The organism is uncultured Streptococcus sp. (genome assembly GCF_905372115.1).
Taxonomy (GTDB): domain Bacteria; phylum Bacillota; class Bacilli; order Lactobacillales; family Streptococcaceae; genus Streptococcus.
Map to the genome: position 1 here is coordinate 1 of NZ_CAJPNR010000013.1, position 21,385 is coordinate 21,385.

At 43.7% G+C, this 21,385-nt stretch carries 24 protein-coding genes and 1 tRNA gene; 20 read left to right on the forward strand and 5 right to left on the reverse strand.

Annotated elements, in window-relative coordinates:
• The first annotated feature begins 59 nt into the window (after window positions 1-59).
• Window positions 60-133 (forward strand) — tRNA-Asn (locus QZ169_RS05285).
• A 203-nt stretch (window positions 134-336) separates the two neighbouring features.
• Here QZ169_RS05285 and QZ169_RS05290 read toward each other — a convergent pair.
• Complete coding sequence (locus tag QZ169_RS05290) at window positions 337-1,701, reverse strand: aspartate kinase (RefSeq protein WP_295505198.1); 1,365 nt, start codon at window positions 1,699-1,701, stop codon at window positions 337-339.
• A gap of 252 nt (window positions 1,702-1,953) precedes the next feature.
• On the opposite strand from QZ169_RS05290, the gene QZ169_RS05295 reads away from it, so the two are divergent.
• The 16 genes from QZ169_RS05295 (at window position 1,954) to QZ169_RS05370 (ending at window position 15,493) form a co-directional block, all read left to right on the forward strand.
• The gene (locus QZ169_RS05295) at window positions 1,954-2,745 is read left to right on the forward strand and encodes an enoyl-CoA hydratase (RefSeq protein WP_002908889.1); all 792 of its coding nucleotides are present in this window, start codon (window positions 1,954-1,956) and stop codon (window positions 2,743-2,745) included.
• A gap of 141 nt (window positions 2,746-2,886) precedes the next feature.
• Window positions 2,887-3,321: a MarR family winged helix-turn-helix transcriptional regulator gene (locus QZ169_RS05300; protein WP_002901186.1), complete on the forward strand. Its 435-nt coding sequence runs from the start codon at window positions 2,887-2,889 to the stop codon at window positions 3,319-3,321.
• On the forward strand, window positions 3,321-4,295 hold the full coding sequence (locus QZ169_RS05305; protein WP_004192131.1) for a beta-ketoacyl-ACP synthase III: 975 nt from the start codon (window positions 3,321-3,323) through the stop codon (window positions 4,293-4,295). Before QZ169_RS05300 ends, QZ169_RS05305 begins: the two co-directional genes overlap by 1 nt.
• A 54-nt stretch (window positions 4,296-4,349) precedes the next feature.
• Window positions 4,350-4,574 (forward strand): acyl carrier protein, encoded by a 225-nt coding sequence (locus QZ169_RS05310; RefSeq protein ID WP_002893611.1) that lies wholly within the window; start codon window positions 4,350-4,352, stop codon window positions 4,572-4,574.
• Window positions 4,575-4,710: 136 nt separating this feature from the next.
• Window positions 4,711-5,685: an enoyl-[acyl-carrier-protein] reductase FabK gene (gene fabK, locus QZ169_RS05315; RefSeq protein ID WP_295505199.1), complete on the forward strand. Its 975-nt coding sequence runs from the start codon at window positions 4,711-4,713 to the stop codon at window positions 5,683-5,685.
• Entirely contained in the window at window positions 5,678-6,598 is a 921-nt protein-coding gene (gene fabD, locus QZ169_RS05320; protein WP_295505200.1) for an ACP S-malonyltransferase, read from the forward strand. The genes fabK and fabD overlap by 8 nt, the downstream gene beginning before the upstream one ends.
• Window positions 6,599-6,610: 12 nt before the next feature.
• Complete coding sequence (fabG, locus tag QZ169_RS05325; RefSeq protein WP_295505201.1) at window positions 6,611-7,345, forward strand: 3-oxoacyl-[acyl-carrier-protein] reductase; 735 nt, start codon at window positions 6,611-6,613, stop codon at window positions 7,343-7,345.
• Between the two features lie 64 nt (window positions 7,346-7,409).
• Window positions 7,410-8,642: a beta-ketoacyl-ACP synthase II gene (gene fabF, locus QZ169_RS05330; RefSeq protein ID WP_002901177.1), complete on the forward strand. Its 1,233-nt coding sequence runs from the start codon at window positions 7,410-7,412 to the stop codon at window positions 8,640-8,642.
• Between the two features lie 6 nt (window positions 8,643-8,648).
• A complete protein-coding gene (accB, locus tag QZ169_RS05335; RefSeq protein ID WP_295505202.1) occupies window positions 8,649-9,137 on the forward strand; it encodes an acetyl-CoA carboxylase biotin carboxyl carrier protein in 489 nt (162 codons plus the stop codon).
• The gene (gene fabZ, locus QZ169_RS05340) at window positions 9,134-9,556 is read left to right on the forward strand and encodes a 3-hydroxyacyl-ACP dehydratase FabZ (RefSeq protein ID WP_002896886.1); all 423 of its coding nucleotides are present in this window, start codon (window positions 9,134-9,136) and stop codon (window positions 9,554-9,556) included. The genes accB and fabZ overlap by 4 nt, the downstream gene beginning before the upstream one ends.
• An 18-nt stretch (window positions 9,557-9,574) precedes the next feature.
• A complete protein-coding gene (locus tag QZ169_RS05345) occupies window positions 9,575-10,942 on the forward strand; it encodes an acetyl-CoA carboxylase biotin carboxylase subunit (RefSeq protein ID WP_125341574.1) in 1,368 nt (455 codons plus the stop codon).
• Window positions 10,943-11,041: 99 nt separating this feature from the next.
• Complete coding sequence (gene accD / locus QZ169_RS05350; RefSeq protein WP_002911785.1) at window positions 11,042-11,905, forward strand: acetyl-CoA carboxylase, carboxyltransferase subunit beta; 864 nt, start codon at window positions 11,042-11,044, stop codon at window positions 11,903-11,905.
• Complete coding sequence (locus QZ169_RS05355) at window positions 11,902-12,672, forward strand: acetyl-CoA carboxylase carboxyl transferase subunit alpha (RefSeq protein WP_295505203.1); 771 nt, start codon at window positions 11,902-11,904, stop codon at window positions 12,670-12,672. The genes accD and QZ169_RS05355 overlap by 4 nt, the downstream gene beginning before the upstream one ends.
• Window positions 12,673-12,871: 199 nt before the next feature.
• Window positions 12,872-13,420, forward strand: a complete 549-nt coding sequence (locus QZ169_RS05360) for a carboxymuconolactone decarboxylase family protein (RefSeq protein WP_009659051.1) — start codon at window positions 12,872-12,874, stop codon at window positions 13,418-13,420.
• A gap of 18 nt (window positions 13,421-13,438) precedes the next feature.
• The gene (locus tag QZ169_RS05365) at window positions 13,439-14,503 is read left to right on the forward strand and encodes an acyl-CoA dehydrogenase family protein (protein WP_295505204.1); all 1,065 of its coding nucleotides are present in this window, start codon (window positions 13,439-13,441) and stop codon (window positions 14,501-14,503) included.
• A gap of 72 nt (window positions 14,504-14,575) precedes the next feature.
• Entirely contained in the window at window positions 14,576-15,493 is a 918-nt protein-coding gene (locus tag QZ169_RS05370; RefSeq protein WP_295505205.1) for a TDT family transporter, read from the forward strand.
• 119 nt (window positions 15,494-15,612) lie between these two features.
• Here QZ169_RS05370 and serS read toward each other — a convergent pair whose 3' ends face one another.
• Window positions 15,613-16,890, reverse strand: a complete 1,278-nt coding sequence (gene serS / locus QZ169_RS05375; protein WP_295505206.1) for a serine--tRNA ligase — start codon at window positions 16,888-16,890, stop codon at window positions 15,613-15,615.
• A 311-nt stretch (window positions 16,891-17,201) separates the two neighbouring features.
• Between serS and QZ169_RS05380 the strand changes: the two genes are divergently transcribed.
• The 3 genes from QZ169_RS05380 to QZ169_RS05390 are packed head-to-tail and all read left to right on the forward strand — an operon-like array spanning window position 17,202 to window position 18,976.
• Window positions 17,202-17,759: a TetR/AcrR family transcriptional regulator gene (locus QZ169_RS05380; RefSeq protein WP_295505207.1), complete on the forward strand. Its 558-nt coding sequence runs from the start codon at window positions 17,202-17,204 to the stop codon at window positions 17,757-17,759.
• Window positions 17,752-18,330, forward strand: coding sequence for an NAD(P)H-dependent oxidoreductase (locus QZ169_RS05385; RefSeq protein ID WP_295505208.1), 579 nt, complete (start codon window positions 17,752-17,754; stop codon window positions 18,328-18,330). Before QZ169_RS05380 ends, QZ169_RS05385 begins: the two co-directional genes overlap by 8 nt.
• A 13-nt stretch (window positions 18,331-18,343) precedes the next feature.
• The gene (locus QZ169_RS05390) at window positions 18,344-18,976 is read left to right on the forward strand and encodes a GNAT family N-acetyltransferase (RefSeq protein ID WP_004185511.1); all 633 of its coding nucleotides are present in this window, start codon (window positions 18,344-18,346) and stop codon (window positions 18,974-18,976) included.
• A 186-nt stretch (window positions 18,977-19,162) separates the two neighbouring features.
• Here the strand turns inward: QZ169_RS05390 and QZ169_RS05395 are convergent, their stop codons facing one another.
• The 3 genes from QZ169_RS05395 to QZ169_RS05405 form a co-directional block, all read right to left on the reverse strand.
• Window positions 19,163-19,525 carry a DUF956 family protein gene (locus QZ169_RS05395; RefSeq protein ID WP_002908107.1) on the reverse strand — a complete coding sequence of 121 codons (363 nt, stop codon included), beginning with the start codon at window positions 19,523-19,525 and terminating at the stop codon, window positions 19,163-19,165.
• A 70-nt stretch (window positions 19,526-19,595) separates the two neighbouring features.
• A complete protein-coding gene (locus QZ169_RS05400; RefSeq protein WP_002893579.1) occupies window positions 19,596-20,537 on the reverse strand; it encodes a PTS system mannose/fructose/sorbose family transporter subunit IID in 942 nt (313 codons plus the stop codon).
• Between the two features lie 18 nt (window positions 20,538-20,555).
• Window positions 20,556-21,362 (reverse strand): PTS mannose/fructose/sorbose transporter subunit IIC, encoded by an 807-nt coding sequence (locus QZ169_RS05405; protein ID WP_002893578.1) that lies wholly within the window; start codon window positions 21,360-21,362, stop codon window positions 20,556-20,558.
• Window positions 21,363-21,385: the final 23 nt, after the last annotated feature.

Genomic DNA, 21,385 nt, shown 5'->3' on the forward strand with positions numbered 1-21,385 from the left:
GAACGCCGGAAGTAGTTGGGGGTTGCCCCCTGTGAGATATGGAAGTCGCTTAGCGTTTATCCGCCATAGCTCAGTTGGTAGTAGCGCATGACTGTTAATCATGATGTCGTAGGTTCGAGTCCTACTGGCGGAGTTTCAAAGAGGTTTTTTACCTCTTTTTATTTTTAGTGATGGAGTATACTGGAGACAAGGTATTCTATAGTCTTATTTTAGTGTATTCTAAAGTTTGACTTTGTATTCTTTATAGTTGAATAAAAAAAGCAGAAGTTAGTCAGTGACTAGTTTCTGCTTTTTTGATTAGATTTTGTTTGATAAAAATGGTTTCTAGGTCTGGTCCTACTCCAGAGTTTGGGGTTCAAAGAAAGCTCGGTAAAGTGCACGAATAGCGGCTTTTTCTTGATTTTTTTCAACAACAAACATGATAGATACTTCGCTTGAACCTTGGGACATCATTTGAATGTTGATGTTGTTTTCTGAAAGAGCTTTGGTTGCAGTGGCTGTAACCCCGATATGACTCTTCATTTTTTCGCCAACAATCATAATAATGGAAAGGTCGTGTTCGATTTCTGCATGATCAACCTCTGCTTTTTGAACAAGCTGGCGAAGGATTTCTTCCTCTTTGATAGGAGTTAATTCGCGCTCGCGCAAGATAATAGAGAGGTCGTCGATTCCTGTAGGCATGTGCTCCCAACCAATATTCAAATCTTCTAGAATTTGAAGGACGCGTCTACCAAAGCCGATTTCTCTGTTCATCAGGTACTTGGACATGTTAATGCTGACAAATCCTGCATCTCCAGCAATCCCAACGACCGGGAGATGGTCCTTACTGTGTTTATGGACAATTTGAGTACCTGGATGTTTTGGGTTGTTGGTATTTTTAATAACCAGCGGGATTTTACCGCGGTAAGCTGGAAGCAGAGCCTCGTCATGGAGAACGGTAAAGCCAGCGTAGGCTAATTCACGCATTTCACGATAGGTTAGCTCGGGAATGGAATGTGGCTTGTGAACGATGCCGGGATGGGCAGCAAAGATCCCATCAACATCAGTAAAGTTTTCATAAATATCTGCTTTGACGCCTGCAGCAATGATAGAACCTGTTATGTCAGAACCACCACGGGAGAAAGTACAGATTTGGCCATCTTGAGTAACACCAAAGAAACCAGGGATAACTAGAACTTCATCAGAATTGTTGAGTTCTTCAATCTTATCATAGCTGGAAGGAAGAATTCTTGCATTGCCAGGCTCACTGGAAACGACGAGTCCTGCTTCTCTCGGATGAACGTAGCTAGCTGGAATGCCATTTTGACTGAAATAAGCTGCAATTAATTTGGCGTTGTTGTTTTCTCCTGCTGCAAGAAAAGTATCATAAAGAAATGCATTATCTTCAATTGGCAGGGTTGCAAGGCTTGTGATGCTTTTGGAAATTTTTTCTAGCACTTTTGGTTTCAAACCTAATTCTGCAACCATATCTGCATAGCGATTGATAATCCACTGTTGGTTAGGTGTGACATCATTTCCTGCAATGTACTCTCGGTAATATTTAATCAGGGCATCGGTTACTTTGATATCGTCATCATGGCGTTTTCCTGGCGCTGATACTACAACAAATCGACGTTCAGGATCAGATTTGACAATGTTTAATACTTTTTCTAATTGAGTCGCAGAAGCAAGTGAACTTCCACCAAATTTTACAACTTTCATTGGTTCTCCTATCTTATTTTAAAAATTATAACAAAATTCTGAAAATTATTCAAACGCTGTTTTTATACTATTTTTACCAAAATTATTGCTAATATCTTTTAACATCAGAATGCTATCTAATTTTTACCCATTTTTTATTTCCTTTCTTTTATATTTTATGATAAAATATAAGTTGTGTATAATTTGAATATCAAATTATTTAAGAATAAAATAAAACGGCTGATTTGAGATCGGGTCGGGAATGGAGCTGAAATGACATTTAATGGAATTCTCTATCATGTAGCAGATGAGGTAGCGACGATTACTTTCAATCGTCCTGAAGTTTCAAATGGCTTTAATATTCCTATGTGTGAGGAAATTTTAGAGGCTATTGAACTTGCTGCTAAGGATGAGTCCGTCAAATTTTTAGTTATCAATGCGAATGGAAAGGTTTTTTCAGTGGGTGGAGACTTGGCTGAGATGCAGAGAGCAGTCAGTGATGATGATGTCCAATCCTTGGTGAAAATCGCTGAATTGGTGAATGATATTTCTTTTGCTATGAAACGTCTTCCTAAGCCTGTCATCATGAGTGTTGATGGTCCTGTTGCTGGTGCGGCTGCCAATATGGTCGTTGCAGCAGATTTCTGTATTGCGACTGAAAAATCCCGTTTCATTCAAGCCTTTGTCGGTGTTGGTCTGGCGCCAGATGCTGGTGGTCTTTACTTACTGACTCGTGCTATCGGGGTGACTCGGGCGACCCATCTGGTTATGACTGGGGAAGCTCTGACTGCAGAGAAAGCTCTGGATTACGGCTTGCTTTATAAAGTCTGTGAAGCAGAAAAGTTGGAAAAAACAACGGAACAGTTGTTGAAGAAGCTGAAACGTGGCTCTCTAAATTCTTACAGAGCCATGAAAGAAATGGTCTGGAAGAGTCTGTTCAGTGGCTGGTCTGAGTATGCAGAGCTAGAGTTGGAACTGCAGAAATCGCTGGCTTTCACAGAAGATTTCAAAGAGGGAGTTCGGGCTTACTCTGAGAAACGTCGCCCAAACTTCACAGGTAAATAATGTACTGGTTCAAGTTTGCTTATTTTGCAAGTTGTTTACAAAAATATTTGAAAATCAAATTAATTTTCAAAAAAGCTTGCAAATTACTTTTCTATCTGATAAAATTTGATTGTCAAAGTATTTTCTTAAGGAGGGTTGGTTTTGAATTTTCAGTTAGTAAATGATTACTTAACGTCTATTTTCAATAATGTCTTGGTTATTGAAGAATCGAGCCTAAGAAGCAGTCGCTTCAACGATGTCTCCATTAAGGAAATGCATACAATAGATGTCATCGGCACAACCCCAAATGCTACTCCAAGCGATATATCACGAGAATTGATGGTTACTTTGGGAACTGTTACGACCAGTTTGAATAATCTGGAGCGTAAGGGGTATATTGAGCGGCGTCGGTCGGAAGTTGACCGTCGTGTGGTGCATCTAAATTTGACAAAGAATGGGCGGCTTTTGTATCGTCTTCACAAGCGATTCCACAATCGCATGGTCATGCAGGTAGTGGATGGGATGAGTCCAGAAGAGAGACAAGTGATGCAAAAGGGCCTGCAAAATTTATATAGTTTCCTAGAGGATTTGAAATAATGAACTATGCTAAGATTAGCCAGGTGGCTCATTATGCTCCCCGTCAGGTTGTCAGCAATGATGATCTAGCCGAGATTATGGATACCAGTGATGAGTGGATTTCAAGTCGAACTGGGATTAAAAACCGCCATTTATCGTCAGATGAAACGACCAGTGATTTAGCTACAAAAGTAGCAGAGAATTTGCTGCAAAAGTCAGGAATTTCTGCTCAGGACCTAGACTTTATCATTGTTGCCACTATTACGCCGGATTCTTTAATGCCTTCAGCTGCTGCGAGAGTACAGGCCAATATTGGGGCTAAGAATGCATTTGCCTTTGATCTGACGGCGGCCTGCAGTGGCTTTATCTTCGCACTATCTACTGGGGAAAAATTTATTTCTTCAGGCCGTTATCAAAAAGGTCTAGTCATAGGAAGTGAGACGCTTTCTAAGACTGTAGATTGGTCGGATCGTTCAACAGCGGTTCTCTTTGGAGATGGAGCTGGCGGTGTACTGTTGGAAAGTGCTTCAGAACAGCATTTTTTGGCAGAAAGTCAATTTACGGACGGATCTCGCGGAGATAGTCTGACCTGCGGAAAAATTGGTTTGTCTTCACCTTTTTCTGAAAAAGGTGAGAATCAGCCTTATCTGACAATGGACGGTAGAGCTATTTTCGACTTTGCTATTCGTGATGTTGCTCGTTCTATCAAGGAGACTATTGAAAGCAGTCAGCTTTCAGCGGAAGATTTGGATTTTCTGTTGCTGCATCAGGCCAATATCCGTATTTTGGATAAAATGGCTAAGAAGCTTGGTGTTGCGCGGGAGAAACTTCCAGCCAACATGATGGAATATGGCAATACTAGCGCAGCTAGCATCCCGATTTTATTATCTGAGTGTGTCGAGCAAGGACTAATCAAACTGAACGGAAATCAGACAATTTTGATGTCAGGTTTCGGTGGAGGTTTGACATGGGGCACGCTTATTGTTACAATTTAGTTAATCATGTGGAAACACATAGATAAAAAATATATTTTTTAAAGGAGTCTATCCATGGCAGTATTTGAAAAAGTACAAGAAATTATCGTTGAAGAACTTGGCAAAGAGCCATCAGAAGTTACTCTTGAGTCAACTTTCGATGATCTTGAAGCAGATTCATTGGACTTGTTCCAAGTGATTTCAGAAATTGAAGATGCATTTGACATCCAAATCGAAACTGAAGAAGGTTTGAACACAGTTGGTGATTTGGTTGCTTATGTAGAAGAAAAAACTAAATAAGCAAGTAACTGAGAGTATCGAAAGATATTCTCTCTTGTTTAGGTAATAGTTTGACTGTCAAAGTAAAGAAAATACATTTAGCGTGTGGTAGTTTGAAATCAAGCTATTACTTAAGCAATGATAAAAGGAAGGTATTATGCAAACACGTATTACAGAATTATTGAATATTGATTATCCAATTTTCCAAGGCGGAATGGCCTGGGTTGCTGACGGTGACTTGGCTGGCGCGGTTTCAAAAGCTGGCGGTCTTGGTATCATCGGTGGCGGAAATGCACCCAAGGAAGTAGTAAAGGCAAATATTGACAAGATTAAGTCTTTGACAGACCGTCCTTTCGGTGTTAATATCATGCTCCTGTCTCCTTTTGCAGACGACATTGTTGATCTGGTCATCGAAGAGGGAGTAAAAGTAGTAACAACTGGTGCAGGTAATCCAAGCAAGCACATGGCTCGTTTCCATGAAGCGGGGATTACAGTTATCCCTGTAGTTCCAAGCGTGGCTTTGGCTAAGCGAATGGAAAAAATCGGTGCGGATGCAGTCATCGCAGAAGGTATGGAAGCCGGTGGTCACATCGGAAAATTGACTACCATGTCCTTGGTTCGTCAGGTTGCAGAAGCAGTCAGCATTCCGGTTATTGCTGCAGGTGGTATTGCAGATGGTGCTGGGGCTGCGGCTGGATTTATGCTAGGAGCGGAGGCCGTTCAGGTCGGAACTCGCTTTGTCGTCGCTAAGGAATCCAATGCTCATCAGAACTACAAGGACATGATTTTGAAGGCTCGCGATATTGATACAACTATCTCTGCCCAGCATTTCGGTCATGCGGTTCGTGCTATCAAGAATAAGTTGACACGTGATTTTGAAAAGGCAGAAAAAGAAGCCTTCAAGCAAGAAAATCCAGATTTGACTGTTTTTGAAAATCTGGGTGCTGGTGCTTTGGCCAATGCGGTTGTTCGCGGAGATGTGGAAAATGGTTCCGTCATGTCTGGTCAAATTGCTGGTTTAATCAGTAAGGAAGAAACAGTCGAAGAAATCCTCAAAGATATCTATTATGGTGCTGCTGAGAAGATTCAGCAGGAAGCAAAACGTTGGGCAGGGGTAACTAGAAATGACTAAAAGAGCCTTTCTCTTCGCCGGTCAGGGAGCGCAGTACCTTGGAATGGGGCGTGAGCTTTATGATCAGTATGAGCTTGTGAGGTCAAGTTTTGATGAGGCTAGCCAAGTTCTAGGCTATGATGTCCGAGCTTTGATCGATCAGAATGAGGAAAAACTCAATCAAACTCGTTACACGCAACCGGCTATTTTAACGACTTCAGTAGCTATTTATCGGCTCTTGGCTGATAAGGGAATCGAGCCTGATATGGTAGCAGGTCTCTCACTTGGAGAATATTCTGCCTTGGTAGCTGCGGGCGCTCTTGATTTTAAGACGGCAGTGGGCTTGGTCGCTAAGCGGGGTAGCTTCATGGAAGAGGCAGCTCCAGCTGGCTCTGGGAAAATGGTCGCAGTTTTAAATGCAGAAGTTTCTCTCATTGAAGCGGTCTGTCAAGAAGCAAGTGCTATTGGTGTAGTCTCACCAGCTAACTATAATACGCCTAGTCAAATCGTTATCGGCGGAGAAGTGGCAGCAGTGGACAAGGCAGTGGAGCTTTTGAAAGCTGCTGGTGTCAAGCGCTTAATCCCACTCAATGTATCTGGACCGTTCCATACAGCGCTTTTAAAGCCAGCCAGCGAGCGATTGGCAGAAGTCTTGGAAACAGTTGAGTTTTCAGATTTTGTACGGCCATTAGTCGGAAATACAGAAGCAACTGTGATGGAAAAAGAGAGAGTCAAAGAGCTTTTGACTCGTCAGGTAATGGAGCCAGTGCGTTTCTATGACAGCATTGCTAAAATGCAGGAAGCTGGTGTGACTGAGTTTGTCGAAATTGGTCCTGGCAAAGTTCTGTCTGGTTTTATTAAGAAAATTGATAAGTCTGCGGATGTCCGCCAAGTTGAAGATGTAGAAAGTTTAAATGCTCTTCTAGAAAAATAATGAGGAATCATCATGGAATTACAAAACAAGAATGTATTAATTACTGGGTCCGCTCGCGGAATTGGATTGGCAATTGCGCATAAATTTGCTAGTGTTGGTGCCAATATCATCTTAAACGGACTAGCGGAGATTTCTGATGATGTTTTGGCTGGATTTGCCGGCTATTCTGGGAAAGTTGTAACTGTTATTGGAGATGTTTCCAAAGCTGAAGATGCCCAGCGAATGGTAGAAGAAGCCGTTGCGGCTTTGGGATCTGTTGATGTATTGATCAATAACGCTGGTATTACACGTGATAAGCTCATGCTGAAAATGACGGAAGAAGATTTTGAGCAGGTGCTGAAAGTGAATCTTACTGGGGCATTCAATATGACGCAATCAGTCTTGAAACCGATGACAAAAGCTCGTCAGGGTGCTATCATCAGTTTGTCAAGTGTCGTTGGTCTGGCAGGGAATGTCGGTCAGGCTAACTATGCAGCTTCCAAGGCTGGTTTGATTGGTTTTTCTAAATCAGTTGCCCGTGAAGTAGCAGCGCGTAATATCCGTGTCAACTGTATTGCCCCTGGCTTTATCGCATCTGATATGACAGATGTGCTTCCAGAAAAAGTAAAGGCGGCGTCTCTGGCACTCATTCCAATGAAGCGTTTTGGTACTCCAGAAGAAGTAGCAGATGTTGCTCTCTTCTTGGCGGGTCAAGAATATCTGACGGGTCAAGTCATCACGATTGATGGCGGCTTTACTATGCAGTAAGTCACAGTTTTTGAATATTAACGAGTAGAAAATCAGTTGATTCATCTAAATAAAGGAGCTCAATATGAAACTTAATCGAGTTGTTGTAACAGGATACGGTTTAACTTCACCTATCGGGAATACTCCAGAAGAATTCTGGAATAATTTAAAAGAAGGCAATATTGGAATCGGTCCAATTACTAAATTTGATCATAGTGAATACAGTGTTCACAATGCGGCGGAAATTCAGGATTTTCCATTTGATAAATATTTTGTCAAAAAGGATACCAACCGTTATGATAATTACACTCTTTATGCGCTTTATGCCTCTCAAGAAGCGGTGAATAATGCTCACTTAGATGTAGATACGCTGGATAAGGATCGCTTTGGTGTCATTGTGGCCTCAGGTATCGGCGGGATTCAGGAAATTGAAGAGCAGGTTGTTCGCTTGCATGAAAAAGGTCCTAAACGTATCAAACCTTTGACCTTGCCAAAAGCCCTGCCAAATATGGGGGCAGGAAATGTGGCTATGCGCTTTGGAGCCAATGGTATCTGTAAGTCGGTCAATACAGCCTGTGCCTCAGCAAACGATGCGATTGGTGAAGCTTTCCGCTCAATTAAATTTGGCTATCAAGATGTAATGCTGGTCGGTGGTTCAGAAGCTTCTATTACACCATTTGCGATTGCTGGTTTCCAAGCCCTGACTGCTCTTTCTACCACAGAAGATCCTAAGCGCGCTTCTATTCCTTTTGATAAGGACCGCAATGGCTTTGTCATGGGTGAAGGTTCTGGTATGCTGGTTCTGGAAAGTTTGGAACATGCTGAGAAACGCGGAGCTACTATCTTGGCTGAGGTGGTAGGATACGGTCATACTTGTGACGCTTACCATATGACTTCTCCGCATCCAGAAGGTTTGGGAGCTATCAAGGCGATCAAACAAGCGGTTGAAGAAGCTGAAATTGAGCCAAAAGATGTGGCTTATGTCAATGCTCACGGTACATCGACCCCTGCTAACGAAAAAGGTGAAAGCGGAGCCATTGTTTCTGTCTTTGGTAAAGATGTAGCGGTGTCTTCAACTAAATCCTTTACAGGACACTTGCTCGGTGCAGCGGGCGCGGTTGAGGCTATTGCGACGATTGAAGCAATGCGTCATAGCTATGTGCCAAAAACAGCTGGTACAACAGAGCTGCCAGACTATATTGAAGCCAACGTTATTTACGGTCAAGGTAAGGAACAGGAAATCCCTTATGCGATTTCCAATACATTTGGCTTTGGCGGCCACAATGCAGTTCTTGCCTTTAAACGCTGGGAGGCTTAAAAACCTATGAATATCAACGAAATTAAAGATTTAATGGCGCAGTTTGACCAGTCTAGTCTGCGTGAGTTTTCTTACAAAAATCAGAGCGATGAGCTGACTTTTAGTAAGAATGAGGGTCAGGCTGCAGTTCCAACAGCCAGCGCTGCTCCAATTGCTGCACCTTTGCAGGCTGCGAGTGCGCCTGTGATTGAGCCAACTCCTCAAGCAGCTCCGCCTGCAGAGCCAGAAACAGCTTCAGAAGCTCCGGCACCTGCTGCTGAAGGTGATGTTGTGGAAAGCCCTTTGGTTGGTGTGGCTTACTTGGCAGCAGGTCCAGATAAGCCGCCTTTTGTATCTGTTGGAGACCAAGTTAAAAAAGGTCAAACCCTGATGATTATTGAAGCAATGAAGGTCATGAATGAAGTTCCAGCACCTAAAGATGGTCTGGTTACAGAAATTCTGGTTCAGAATGAAGAAATGGTTGAATTTGGGAAAGGGCTGGTACGCATCAAATGATTGATATCAATGCAATAAAAGAAGCACTTCCGCATCGCTACCCAATGCTTTTGGTGGATCGTGTTTTGGAAGTTAGCGAAGATGAGATTGTTGCTCTGAAAAATGTGACAGTCAATGAGCCTTTCTTTAACGGGCATTTTCCTCAGTATCCTGTTATGCCAGGTGTCTTGATCATGGAAGCTCTGGCTCAAACAGCCGGCGTGCTGGAATTGTCCAAAGAAGAAAATAAGGGCAAACTGGTCTTCTATGCTGGCATGGACAAGGTTAAGTTCAAGAAGCAAGTTGTACCAGGTGATCAACTGATTATGACAGCTAAGTTTGTCAAGCGCCGCGGAACGATTGCGGTTGTAGAGGCGAAAGCAGAAGTTGATGGAAAACTTGCAGCCAGCGGTACCTTGACCTTTGCGATTGGCCAGTAGATAAAAGGAGCTTTCACCATGTTTCGTAAAATTTTAATTGCTAACCGTGGGGAAATTGCGGTCAGAATTATTCGTGCAGCCCGCGAGTTGGGAATTGATACGGTAGCTGTCTATTCAACGGCTGACAAGGAAGCACTCCATACCTTACTGGCTGATGAGGCAGTCTGTATCGGTCCAGCCAAGTCCACTGATTCTTATCTAAATATGAACGCAGTTCTGTCTGCTGCTGTTCTGACAGGTGCAGAAGCCATTCATCCTGGTTTTGGTTTTTTGAGCGAAAACTCTAAATTTGCGACCATGTGCGAAGAAGTCGGCATTAAGTTTATTGGACCTTCAGGTGCTGTGATGGACTTGATGGGGGACAAGATTAATGCTCGGGCTCAGATGATTAAGGCGAAAGTGCCGGTCATCCCAGGATCTGATGGAGAAGTTCATACCTCTGAAGAAGCCTTGGAAGTCGCCGAGAAAATTGGTTATCCAGTCATGCTTAAAGCTTCTGCTGGCGGCGGCGGCAAGGGCATTCGTAAGGTTGAAAAGGCTGAGGATTTAGTAGCGGCCTTTGAGTCTGCTTCTAGCGAAGCAAAAGCAGCCTTTGGTAATGGTGCCATGTATATGGAGCGAGTCATCTATCCAGCGCGCCATATTGAAGTGCAGATTTTGGCAGATCAGCAGGGACATGTCGTCCACTTGGGCGAGCGGGATTGCTCTTTGCAGCGTAATAATCAGAAAGTGCTGGAAGAAAGTCCGTCTGTGGCGATTGGGAAAACCCTGCGTCAGCAGATTGGTGAAGCAGCTGTTCGGGCTGCTCAGTCTGTCGGCTATGAAAATGCTGGTACAATTGAGTTTCTGCTTGATGAAGCCAAGGGTGAATTCTACTTTATGGAGATGAACACTCGGGTGCAGGTTGAGCATCCAGTGACCGAGTTTGTTACTGGTGTGGATATTGTAAAAGAGCAAATCAAGATTGCAAACGGTCAAGAACTGTCCTTCAGTCAGGATGATGTTGAAATCCGAGGGCATGCGATTGAGTGTCGGATCAATGCTGAAAATCCAGCTTTTAACTTTGCGCCGAGTCCTGGTAAGATTTCAAATGTTTATCTGCCAAGCGGTGGAGTGGGGCTGCGCGTGGATTCAGCCGTCTATCCTGGCTACACCATCCCCCCTTACTACGATAGCATGATTGCGAAGATAATTGTTCATGGGGAAAATCGCTTCGATGCTCTGATGAAGATGCAACGTGCACTCTATGAACTAGAAATTGACGGTGTTGTGACCAACAGCGGCTTTCAACTGGACTTAATCTCAGATTCTAATGTAATTGCTGGTGATTATGACACAGCCTTTCTCATGGAGAAGTTCCTTCCGGCTTATCAAGAGAAACAATAGATGAGACATGTAAGAGCTGCTCTGTAAACTAAAAAGACGGCGGCTCTTGCTGTTTGATGTGCCTGAGTATAAAATCTTGAAAAGGAGAAGACGTAAACGATGGCTTTGTTTTCAAAGAAGGATAAATATATCCGTATCAATCCTAATCGAGCGAGTCGGGAAAAGCCTCAAGCAAAGCCTGAGGTACCAGACGAACTCTTTTCGAAATGCCCAGGTTGTAAGCATACCATTTACCAAAAAGATCTTGGGAATGACAGTGTGTGTCCTAACTGTGGCTATAATTTCCGTATTTCTGCTCATGAGCGCTTAAATCTAACTGTGGATGAGAACAGTTTTAAGGAGATGTTCACTGGAATTGAAACCAAGGATCCTCTGAACTTCCCTAATTATCAAGAAAAATTGGCTCTTACCCGAGAGAAGACAGGCTTAGATGAGGCAGTTCTGACTGGAACAGCTAGTATCAAGGGGCATAAAACGGCGCTTGGAATCATGGATTCAAACTTTATCATGGCTTCTATGGGGACAGTTGTGGGTGAAAAAATTACCCGTCTCTTTGAGTATGCAACAGAGCATAAATTGCCAGTCGTTCTGTTTACGGCTTCTGGCGGTGCCCGCATGCAGGAGGGCATTATGAGCTTGATGCAGATGGCTAAGGTTTCAGCGGCTGTTCAGCGGCACTCTGCTGCAGGACTCTTCTATTTGACTGTCTTGACAGATCCGACAACTGGTGGTGTCACAGCTTCTTTTGCCATGGAAGGCGATATTATTCTGGCTGAAACTCAGGCTCTTGTTGGGTTTGCCGGGCGTCGGGTCATTGAATCCACAGTCCGTGAGAAGCTGCCAGATGATTTTCAAAAGGCTGAATTTCTCATGGAGCATGGTTTTGTAGATGCCATCGTCAAGCGTGGTGACATGAGAGATACACTTGCTACCTTATTAGCATTCCATGGAGGTCAAGCATGACAAAAATCACTCGGATTATTAAAGAAGCGCGTGATCAGGCTCGTTTGACTGCGCTGGATTTTGCACAAGGAATTTTTGATAATTTCGTCGAGCTGCATGGAGATCGCTCTTTTCGAGATGACGGTGCGGTGATTGGCGGTATTGGGACGCTAAACGGTCAGCCTGTAACGGTGGTCGGTATTCAAAAGGGACGCAATTTGCAGGATAATCTGCGCCGAAACTTTGGTCAGCCGCATCCAGAAGGCTACCGCAAGGCTCTGCGCCTCATGAAGCAGGCGGAAAAATTTGGCCGTCCTGTGGTAACTTTTATTAATACGGCAGGTGCTTATCCTGGTGTCGGTGCTGAGGAGCGTGGCCAAGGGGAAGCCATTGCCCGTAACTTGATGGAAATGAGCAATCTCAAAGTGCCGATTATTGCCACCATCATTGGTGAGGGTGGCTCTGGTGGTGCCTTGGCTTTGGCTGTAGCAGACAAGGTCTGGATGCTGGAAAACTCTATGTATGCAGTTCTCAGTCCAGAAGGCTTTGCTTCCATCCTCTGGAAAGACGGCAGCCGCGCTATGGAAGCTGCAGAGTTGATGAAAATTACTTCACATGAGCTCTTGCAGATGGAAGTGGTAGATAAGGTTATTCCTGAAAGAGGCTTTAACAACCATGAATTACTGGCTGCAGTGAAAGAAGAAATCGCAACGGAGTTGGATAGTCTGTCTCAGCTACCCTTGGAGCAATTATTGGAAAATCGCTACCAGCGATTCAGGAAATATTAAAAAATCGAAGCCCAAAGGCTTCTTTTTCTCGTTTCGGATTCTTGTTTGGAATTGATGTTGAGCAACTTTACGAGGGTAATATATTTTGGTTTGAAAAATCGCATTATATTCTCTTTATAGGACTTATATAAAATATATATTATACAAGCTATTGGTCCTATGTTAAGATAGTTTCTAATTAAAAGAAATGAGGTTTCATATGTCAGAATTTACTATCCACACGATTGAGTCCGCACCAGCTGAGGTAAAAGAAGTCTTGGAAACTGTTCAAAAAGATAACGGTGGCTATATTCCCAATCTTATCGGCCTTTTGGCCAATGCGCCAACTGCTTTGGAAACGTATCGGACGGTTGGAGCCATCAACCGCCGTAACAGCCTGACACCGACTGAGCGTGAAGTAGTGCAGATAACAGCTGCAGTTACTAATGGCTGTGCTTTCTGTGTAGCGGGTCATACAGCCTTTTCAATCAAGCAGATTCAAATGAATGATGATCTTTTGGAGGCTCTGCGCAATCGTACTCCGATTGATACAGATCCGAAGCTAGATACGCTTGCTAAATTTACCATTGCTGTCATCAATACCAAGGGACGAGTCGGAGATGAAGCCTTGGCAGACTTCCTAGAAGCGGGCTATACGCATGAGAATGCTCTGGATGTAGTTTTGGGTGTTAGCCTTGCGACCCTCTGCAATTATGCCAATAATCTGGCCAACACGCCAATTAATCCAGAATTGCAGCCTTATGCCTAGTCTTTGAGGAGGTGGCAAATGACTTTTTTTTCAGAAGAGTTTATCAACTGGTTGGATGATCACGCTGATCAAATTGACAAAGAATCCTGCGCAGCGGGTAACCAATTGATTGAGCGTATCGCTGCTGAAGGAGCCTTTCGGGTTGGCGTTCCAGAAGAGCTGGGAGGTCAAGGTGGCAATGATACGGATGTGATTGAAGTGCTCAAGGAGCTGGCTCACCATTCTTTGACCGCTTCCTTTATCTCTTGGGGGCAAAGGACCTTTATTGATAACATTTTAAAATCTCCTAATCCCTACTTTAGAGACCACTATTTGGAAGGGCTCTTGTCAGGGGAATATGCAGGTGCGACAGCCCTGTCCAATGCTGTTAAATTCCTGTCGGACTTAGAAGAGTTAAATGTGTCTATTGTGGAGGAAGACGGACAGCTTTATCTCAAGGGACGTCTGCCTTGGGTAACCAATGCTCGCGCGGATCGCTTCCTCAGCATATTTGTTGCCGGTTTCGAAGACGGGAGCCGCCAGCCGATGGTTCTAGCTGTGCCATCTGACGCAGAGAATTTCTCCCGTTCAGCGGATTTAGAGTTTGTATCCTTGCAAGGGGGAAATACAGCTGCCCTGACTTTTAATTATGTGCCTTTGCAAGAGGAATGGATTCTTGCACAAGATGCCCAGGCCTTTTTGGCAGAAAATCGCCCAGCTTTTCTAGGTTATCAGTTTGGTCTGGCTCTTGGCCTAGCGGAGAAATCGCTGGCGGAGGTCGAAGCTAATCTGTCAGTCCGCTCTATTTTGAGAGAGGAGTGGGAGGAGCAAGTGGCTGCTCTGACTGCGATCCAGGATCAGCTCTATAGAGGTCTTCTCCAGCCTGGTTATTTTGTTGAGCGTCCTAAGGAGCTCTTCCAGCTGCGAATTGATATAGTTGATGTGGTAGCCCAAAGTCTGCTCTTGGAGCTGCAGGCTAGTGGAGGCAGAGGATATTTGAGTAATTCGACTTCTGGATTTATCCGCCGTTGGAACGAAGGAGCATTTCTTCCCATTGTCTCACCGAGTGCAGTCCAGCTGAGGCATATTTTAGAAGTTTCATAGAAATGATGGCAAATAAAGGTTTGACTGTCATTGAAAAGGAACTTAAAAACATTACTATAAAGGAGTTGCTTCGTGAACAGCAAACGACCGCCCATTCTCTTATCTGGGTTGATTCTTGGCCTATTTGGTTTGGCTAATCTTTTACTGAACTACCATTCTATCTTTTTCCACTTGTTAAATGGTCTGGCTTTGATACTTTGGATTTATCTGACACTGGCTTTAGTGCTGTCATTTCCGGACTATCGGCAAGATTTGCAAAAGGCTCCTTTCTTATCGAGTTTTGCGACTTATCCAATGGCTAGTATGCTCTTAGCTTCTTACCTAAGCAAGCTTGGCTTATTTTGGGTGGGGCAGCTGCTTTGGTACATGGCCTTGCTGCTGCATATTTTTCTAATAGCTAACTTTACTTGGAAGTATGTGCTTAAGGCCGAGGGATTATCTTTAACCCCGAGCTGGACGGTTCTCTATGTTGGCTTGGCCATGGCAAGCTTGACCCAGGGTGTAGTTCATCAGCCGCTTTTGGGCTATTTGGCTTGGTTTTTTGCTCTGCTACTGAGTTTGATTCTCTATCCCTTGTTTTACAAGGTTAGACGGTCACAAAGGTTGCCTGATGCTTTAAAGCCGCAGTGGGCCATTTACTGTGCGCCTTTCTCGCTCCTGCTGGGAAGCTATATCCGTCTGGCTGGTGCTGATGCTGAAGGTTGGTTTGTTGCCTTGCTGCTCCTCTTATCGCAGGTCTTTTATCTCTTGGTCCTATGTCTTTTACCTCGTGTTTTTCGACTGGGGCCTCAGCTTAGCTGGTCAGCTTTGACCTTTCCTCTTGTCAATACAGCTTTTGCTCTGAGACTGGGACTTGATTATCTAGGTTGGACCTGGCTTGTTTGGCTAAGTCATGCAGAAGCTCTGCTAGCTTTCGTAATCGTCCTCTATGTTTGTTTTTACTTTGCGGTCTCATTGCGAGCCAGAAAGATAACAAAAAATCCGAGATGATACTCTTTGAAACTCTGTTTTTGATTTTCTCTGAGTTGATCTCGGATTTTTTTATTTTAGCAAAATAAGTCTGAACTTAGACCTAATGATACAGGTAAAGTATCGGGATAATCTGATTTTTATTTTGGAGCTATAGCTTCTAATCCACCCATGTATGGGCGCAGAACCTCTGGGATAGTCACAGAGCCATCTTCGTTTTGGTAATTTTCTAAGATAGCTGCTACTGTGCGTCCGACAGCCAGTCCAGAACCGTTGAGAGTATGAAGGAGTTTGACCTTGCCATCTGCTTCGTCACGGTAGCGGATTTGAGCTCGACGAGCTTGGAAATCTTCTGTGTTAGAGCAACTAGAGATTTCACGGTAGGTGTTCTGAGCAGGAATCCAAACTTCCAAGTCGTAGGTCTTAGCGGCCGAGAAGCCCATATCTCCAGTACAGAGTGCTACAACGCGGTAAGGCAGATTCAGCTTTTGCAGGATATTTTCGGCATTGGTAGTCATCTTTTCCAGCTCCGCATAAGATTCTTCTGGCTTGGCAAATTTCACCATTTCAACCTTGTGGAATTGGTGCAGACGGATGAGACCGCGCGTGTCACGACCAGCAGATCCAGCTTCAGAGCGGAATGATGGGCTCATAGCTGTGAAGTAGATTGGCAATTCTTTGCCGTCTAAAATTTCGTCTCGGTAGTAGTTGGTCAGTGGAACTTCAGCAGTCGGAATCAGAACGAAGTTGGTATCGCTTAGCTCAAACGTATCTTCTTTGAATTTAGGATATTGCCCTGTTCCAAACATAGAATCATGGTTGACCATGTAGGGAGTGATGACTTCTGTGTAGCCTTCTTTGCCATGCTCGTCCAGCATAAAATTGTAGATAGCACGCTCAAGTCTTGCTCCCAAGCCCTTATAGAAGAGGAAGCGAGCACCAGTAACTTTTGCCCCACGCTCCCAGTCTAAGATGTCCAGATCTTCACCCAAATCCCAGTGAGCTTTAGCTTCAAAGTCAAATTGGCGCGGTGTCCCCCAGCGACGGACTTCGACGTTTTCGTCCTCATCTGCTCCGACAGGAACACTTTCGTGCGGGATGTTAGGCAGAGTGGTAGTGAACTCAGTCAACTTAGCATCCAGCTCAGCCAAGGTTGCGTCTAAGTTCTTGACTTCAGCAGAAAGTTTTTGCATAGCAGCAATCTTGTCATCAGCATTTTCTTTGTTGCGTTTAGCTTGAGCAATTTCAGCAGAAACAGTATTGCGCTCAGCCTTGAGTTCTTCGACCTTGACCAATAAATCCCGACGTTCTTTGTCGATGGTTTTCATTTGGTTAAGGGTAGCAGCGTCAACACCTCGCGTAGCTAATTTTTCAGCGACAGAATCAAAATCTGTACGGATGCGTTTTAAATCTAACATAGGTACCTCCAAAAATAAAAAGCACTTTATGAAACTGTTGGAGCGGCAGAGCCGCGGTTCCATCCAACTTCACAAAAGTGCACTTGCTTAATTATTCATTTTTAAAACTAACGGTAGAATTTCCTATTTTCTCCCTATCTGCTCACAGCCGCCGCAGACTTTCTGAAAAGTGCCCAATAGTACTTATCCGTTTCGACTATTATACAGGATTTTCCGGAAAATGTAAATCCTAGGATAGGAAAAATCTTGACAGAAAAAGATAACTATGTTATCTTTAGATAAAGGTAACATAGTTATCTAAAGGAGTTCTTATGGTAAAACAAACAACGCGCGACCGTATGATTGAGAAGGCAAGCCAGCTTATCAGAGAGTATGGCTATCAGAATATCCCCCTGAGAAAACTGGCATCTCTGCTGGGGGTTACGACTGGTGCTTTTTACAAGGCTTTTGAGAATAAGGAGGATCTTTATTATCAGGTCTGTCTTTTGGAAAACCAGAGGCAGATTAAACGTTTAGAGGAACAGTATTTAGACGGAGTGTCTGATCCTTTGGATTGCATTTGGCAGATAGGACTTTTTCTTTTATCGGAATATGAGACCAACAGTCAGATGATGGATTTTCTCTTTTTCAGCCCTGTGGCGACAGAGGCTTACCGGAAAGGTGAGCTTCTGGAAATCGGGAATAAGACAGTGGTTTATCTGGATCAGCTGCCTATTGAGAGTCAGAAAGAGAAAAAGATTCTTTTGCTCAAGCTGGACACCTTCATCACAGGCTATGGGCGTTTTATTGCCAAAGGTTTGGAGCCTTTTGATGAGGAAGTCTATCGCTCAATGTTCAATGATTTACTAGGAGGTTACAAATATGAGTAAAAATCTCATTGTTTATGCACATCCCTATGATAAAAGCTTTAACCATGCTATTTTAGAGCAGGTTCAGGACTTGTTGGAGAAGAAAGGTCAGACCTATGAACTGATCGATCTCTATGAAGATGGTTTTAATCCTGTCTATACCAAGGAAGAGCTAGCACTTTTTAATAAAGGTCAGGCACTAGACCCGCTGGTTTTAAAATATCAGGAAGCTCTTGCGTCCTGTGACCGCCTTATCATGATTTTTCCTATCTGGTGGGCGGATATGCCAGCTATTGTCAAGGGCTTTGAAGATAAGGTCTTTTTGAAAAATAAGATTTACGAGGAGACGAAGACTCGCCAGTTAGTTGGTCGTTTGACCAATATTAAAGAGGTATTGGCTATTACTACCTCTGCAGCACCGACCTTCTATCTTAAGTATTTCTGTGGTGATGTCGTCAAGAAAGCCATGTTGGGCCATACCTTTAAGTCTATCGGTGCTAGACAGCGCCGTTGGTTGAATTTCGAGAATATTTCTCAGTCTACAGCTGAAAAACGTCAAGCTTTTTTAGAAAAATTAGCAGAAAAGATTTGAGGAGGTAGCTATCATGATTCGTTTTAGAAGAGCAGATGAAAGGGATCTTGCTGCTGCGGTCTCGGTTTTAACTGCTGCTTTTGCGGAGCATGAGGTCTACAGAGAAAAATTCCGTCCTCTCTTTGGCAGCAGCTGGTCTTATATTGATTTTCTAAATAGATTGCATGCAGTTATGGTTAAGGCGGCGATGCGTCATCATATTTGCCTGCTTGCTGAAGTGGACGGGCGTCTTATGGCGGTCGCTACTATTCATAAGCTCGGTAGCCATCCTGTCGGTATACTTTCTTTTTTGCGGGCAGGAGCATGGAGGATGTGGCAATATATTCCCCAGCTTTTAGCCTTTCAAAAAGTCTTTGGGGAGGGGAGTAAAGAAGCTAAGAAAAGGGGTGTTTCAACTCTATATCTTGAACTGCTGGGTGTGCTGCCTGATTATCAAGGACAGGGAGTTGGCGGTCTTTTTATCTCAAAGGGACTTGAGCCACTTGCCAAAGAAGAGAAATGCCACCGGCTTACTTTGATTACTCATACAGAAAGCAACTGTCGTTTTTACAAAAAGAACGGATTTAAACAACTAGATGCCCGTGATGTTGAAGGTGTCAAGACATGGACTTTCGAGAAAAATTTAGCTGATGTTTATACTTTTTAAAAATCTAATGATGCGGTCTTGAATTGATAATGTCATCTTACCCCACCCTATCATTTCAAGGGGCTGAAATAGTGCATTCTCAGACTGTTTCACTTTCCAATTTTTTGTGCTAGCTCCATTTTGCTGATACAAGCAGCTTTTATCTTAGTCGAAAATATAAAAAATAAGGTTGAAACTTTTTCAACCCTATTTTTTCTTCTTAAAGATTTCAGCAATTTTTTGTAACAGAGTCGGCAATCTAACGACCTTGTCGTTGCCGATATGTTCTCGCGCGATTTTGAGAATCTTACCAGAGTCTTTGGAGGCAAAGAGAAACTTTCCTTTGTCAGTCCAGATTTCAAAGTGGCGGCTGACTTTCTTGCCAGAAACATTAGCACCGATAGCAGTGATGCTAGTCCAAGGCAGCTGGATATAATCTTCTACATTGGCATCAGCGTAAAACTCCAGAGCAGTCTCGCCGATTAAAAATTTCCCAACCTTACCGCCTAATCCAAGATAGGATACGCCAGTGGTATTAAATTCAACTGTTTTGTTTTGTGACTGTGCCATAGAGTAACTCCCTTTTAGATAATACAGCTATTATACCACAATAAAAAGAAGGCCGAAACCTTCTTTTTGATTACATCAAACCAGCAACGTGAGCTAGTACACCAACTACAAAGAGGGCGATGATGATAGTGATAGGGGATACTTTCTTCTTAAGCAACCACATACAAGCGAAAGTTAGAAGCAGTCCCATCAAACCAGGAATCAAGGAATCCAAGTTTTGTTGGAAAGTTGTAACTTTTTCAGGGGTTTGAGATAGTCCTTGACCTACTTGAGCAAAGGCTTCTTGGATACCCTTATAGCCACTAGATAATTTGTCCCAATGGATATATGCTTTATCATCCAGCTTAACAGATGAAACGTTAAAGACAAACTTAATAGATACCCAGCGCTCAACCAGAACAGCCAAGATAAACATACCTAGGATTGAAGCACCTTTGGTAATGTCTTGGAGGATACCACCAGACATGTCTTTAGTGATTTCAGAACCAGCCTTGTAGCCCAATTCTTGTGTGTACCAGAGGAAAGCCATCCGGATAGCATTCCAAGCTAAGAAGAAGATAAGTGGACCAATGATATTTCCAGTCAAAGCAAGAGATGCCCCAAGTGCTCCAAGGATAGGACGAACTGTGAACCAGAAGACAGGGTCTCCGATACCAGCCAGAGGTCCCATCATACCGATTTTAACCCCTTGGATAGCCGCATCGTCAATTGCTGCACCATTTGCTTTTTCTTCTTCAAGTGCAAGTGTAACTCCGATGATTGGAGCTGCAACATACGGGTGAGTGTTGAAGAATTCCAAGTGACGCTCAAGAGCAGCAGCTTGATCTTCTTTTTTAGTATAAAGTTTCTTAATAGCTGGAATCAGTGAATAAGCCCAGCCCAAGTTTTGCATACGTTCGTAGTTCCAAGAACCTTGCAAGAAAGTAGAACGCCACCAAACTTTTTGACGGTCAGCCTTTGAAAGAGTCAATTTTCCTGACTCATCAGGTTTTACAGTATTTAATTCTGTCATGATAGTGTATCTCCTTTCTTAGTAGTCTTCTAGGATGTCGCCGATTGGATCGTTAGATGAAGCTGTTGCTCCGCCGCCACCATTTCCGCCTTTTTTAGACAAGGCAAGGTAGATGAGGGCAATAGCGACACCAATTGCACCGAGGGCGATCAGAGTGAGTTCGCTGACAGCAGCCAAAGCGAAACCAATCGCGAAGAATGGCCATACTTCACGAGTTGCCATCATGTTGATAACCATGGCGTAACCAACGGCTACGACCATACCACCACCGATTTGCATACCTTCTGATAGCCAAGCTGGCATAGCTTCAAGAGCAGATTTAACAGACTCAGCCGGAATCATCAAAAGAAGAGCTGCAGGGATAGCAATACGTGCTCCTTGCATGAAGAGAGCGATAAAGTGAGCGCGTTCAACGCCTTTAATGTCTCCTTTTTTCGCAGCAGCATCTGCACCGTGAACCAAACCGACTGACAAAGTACGGACAATCATAGTCAAGAAGAGACCAGCAACAGCAAGTGGAATAGCAACACCTTGTGCTACAGCGATTCCTTTGCTTGAGAAGTCTCCACCCAGTACCATGATGATAGCAGCGGCAACAGAAGCGAGGGCGGCATCAGGTGCTACAGCAGCTCCGATATTAGCCCAGCCAAGAGCAATCAGCTGGAGAGATCCACCCAGCATAACACCAGCAGCCAAATTACCAGTTACCAGTCCAATCAAGGTACAAGCAACCAGCGGTTGGTGGAATTGGAATTGGTCCAAGATACCTTCTAGACCAGCTAAGAAGGCAACAAAGACTACTAAAACCATAGAAATAATAGACATGTTCTAAATCCTTTCGTAAATTA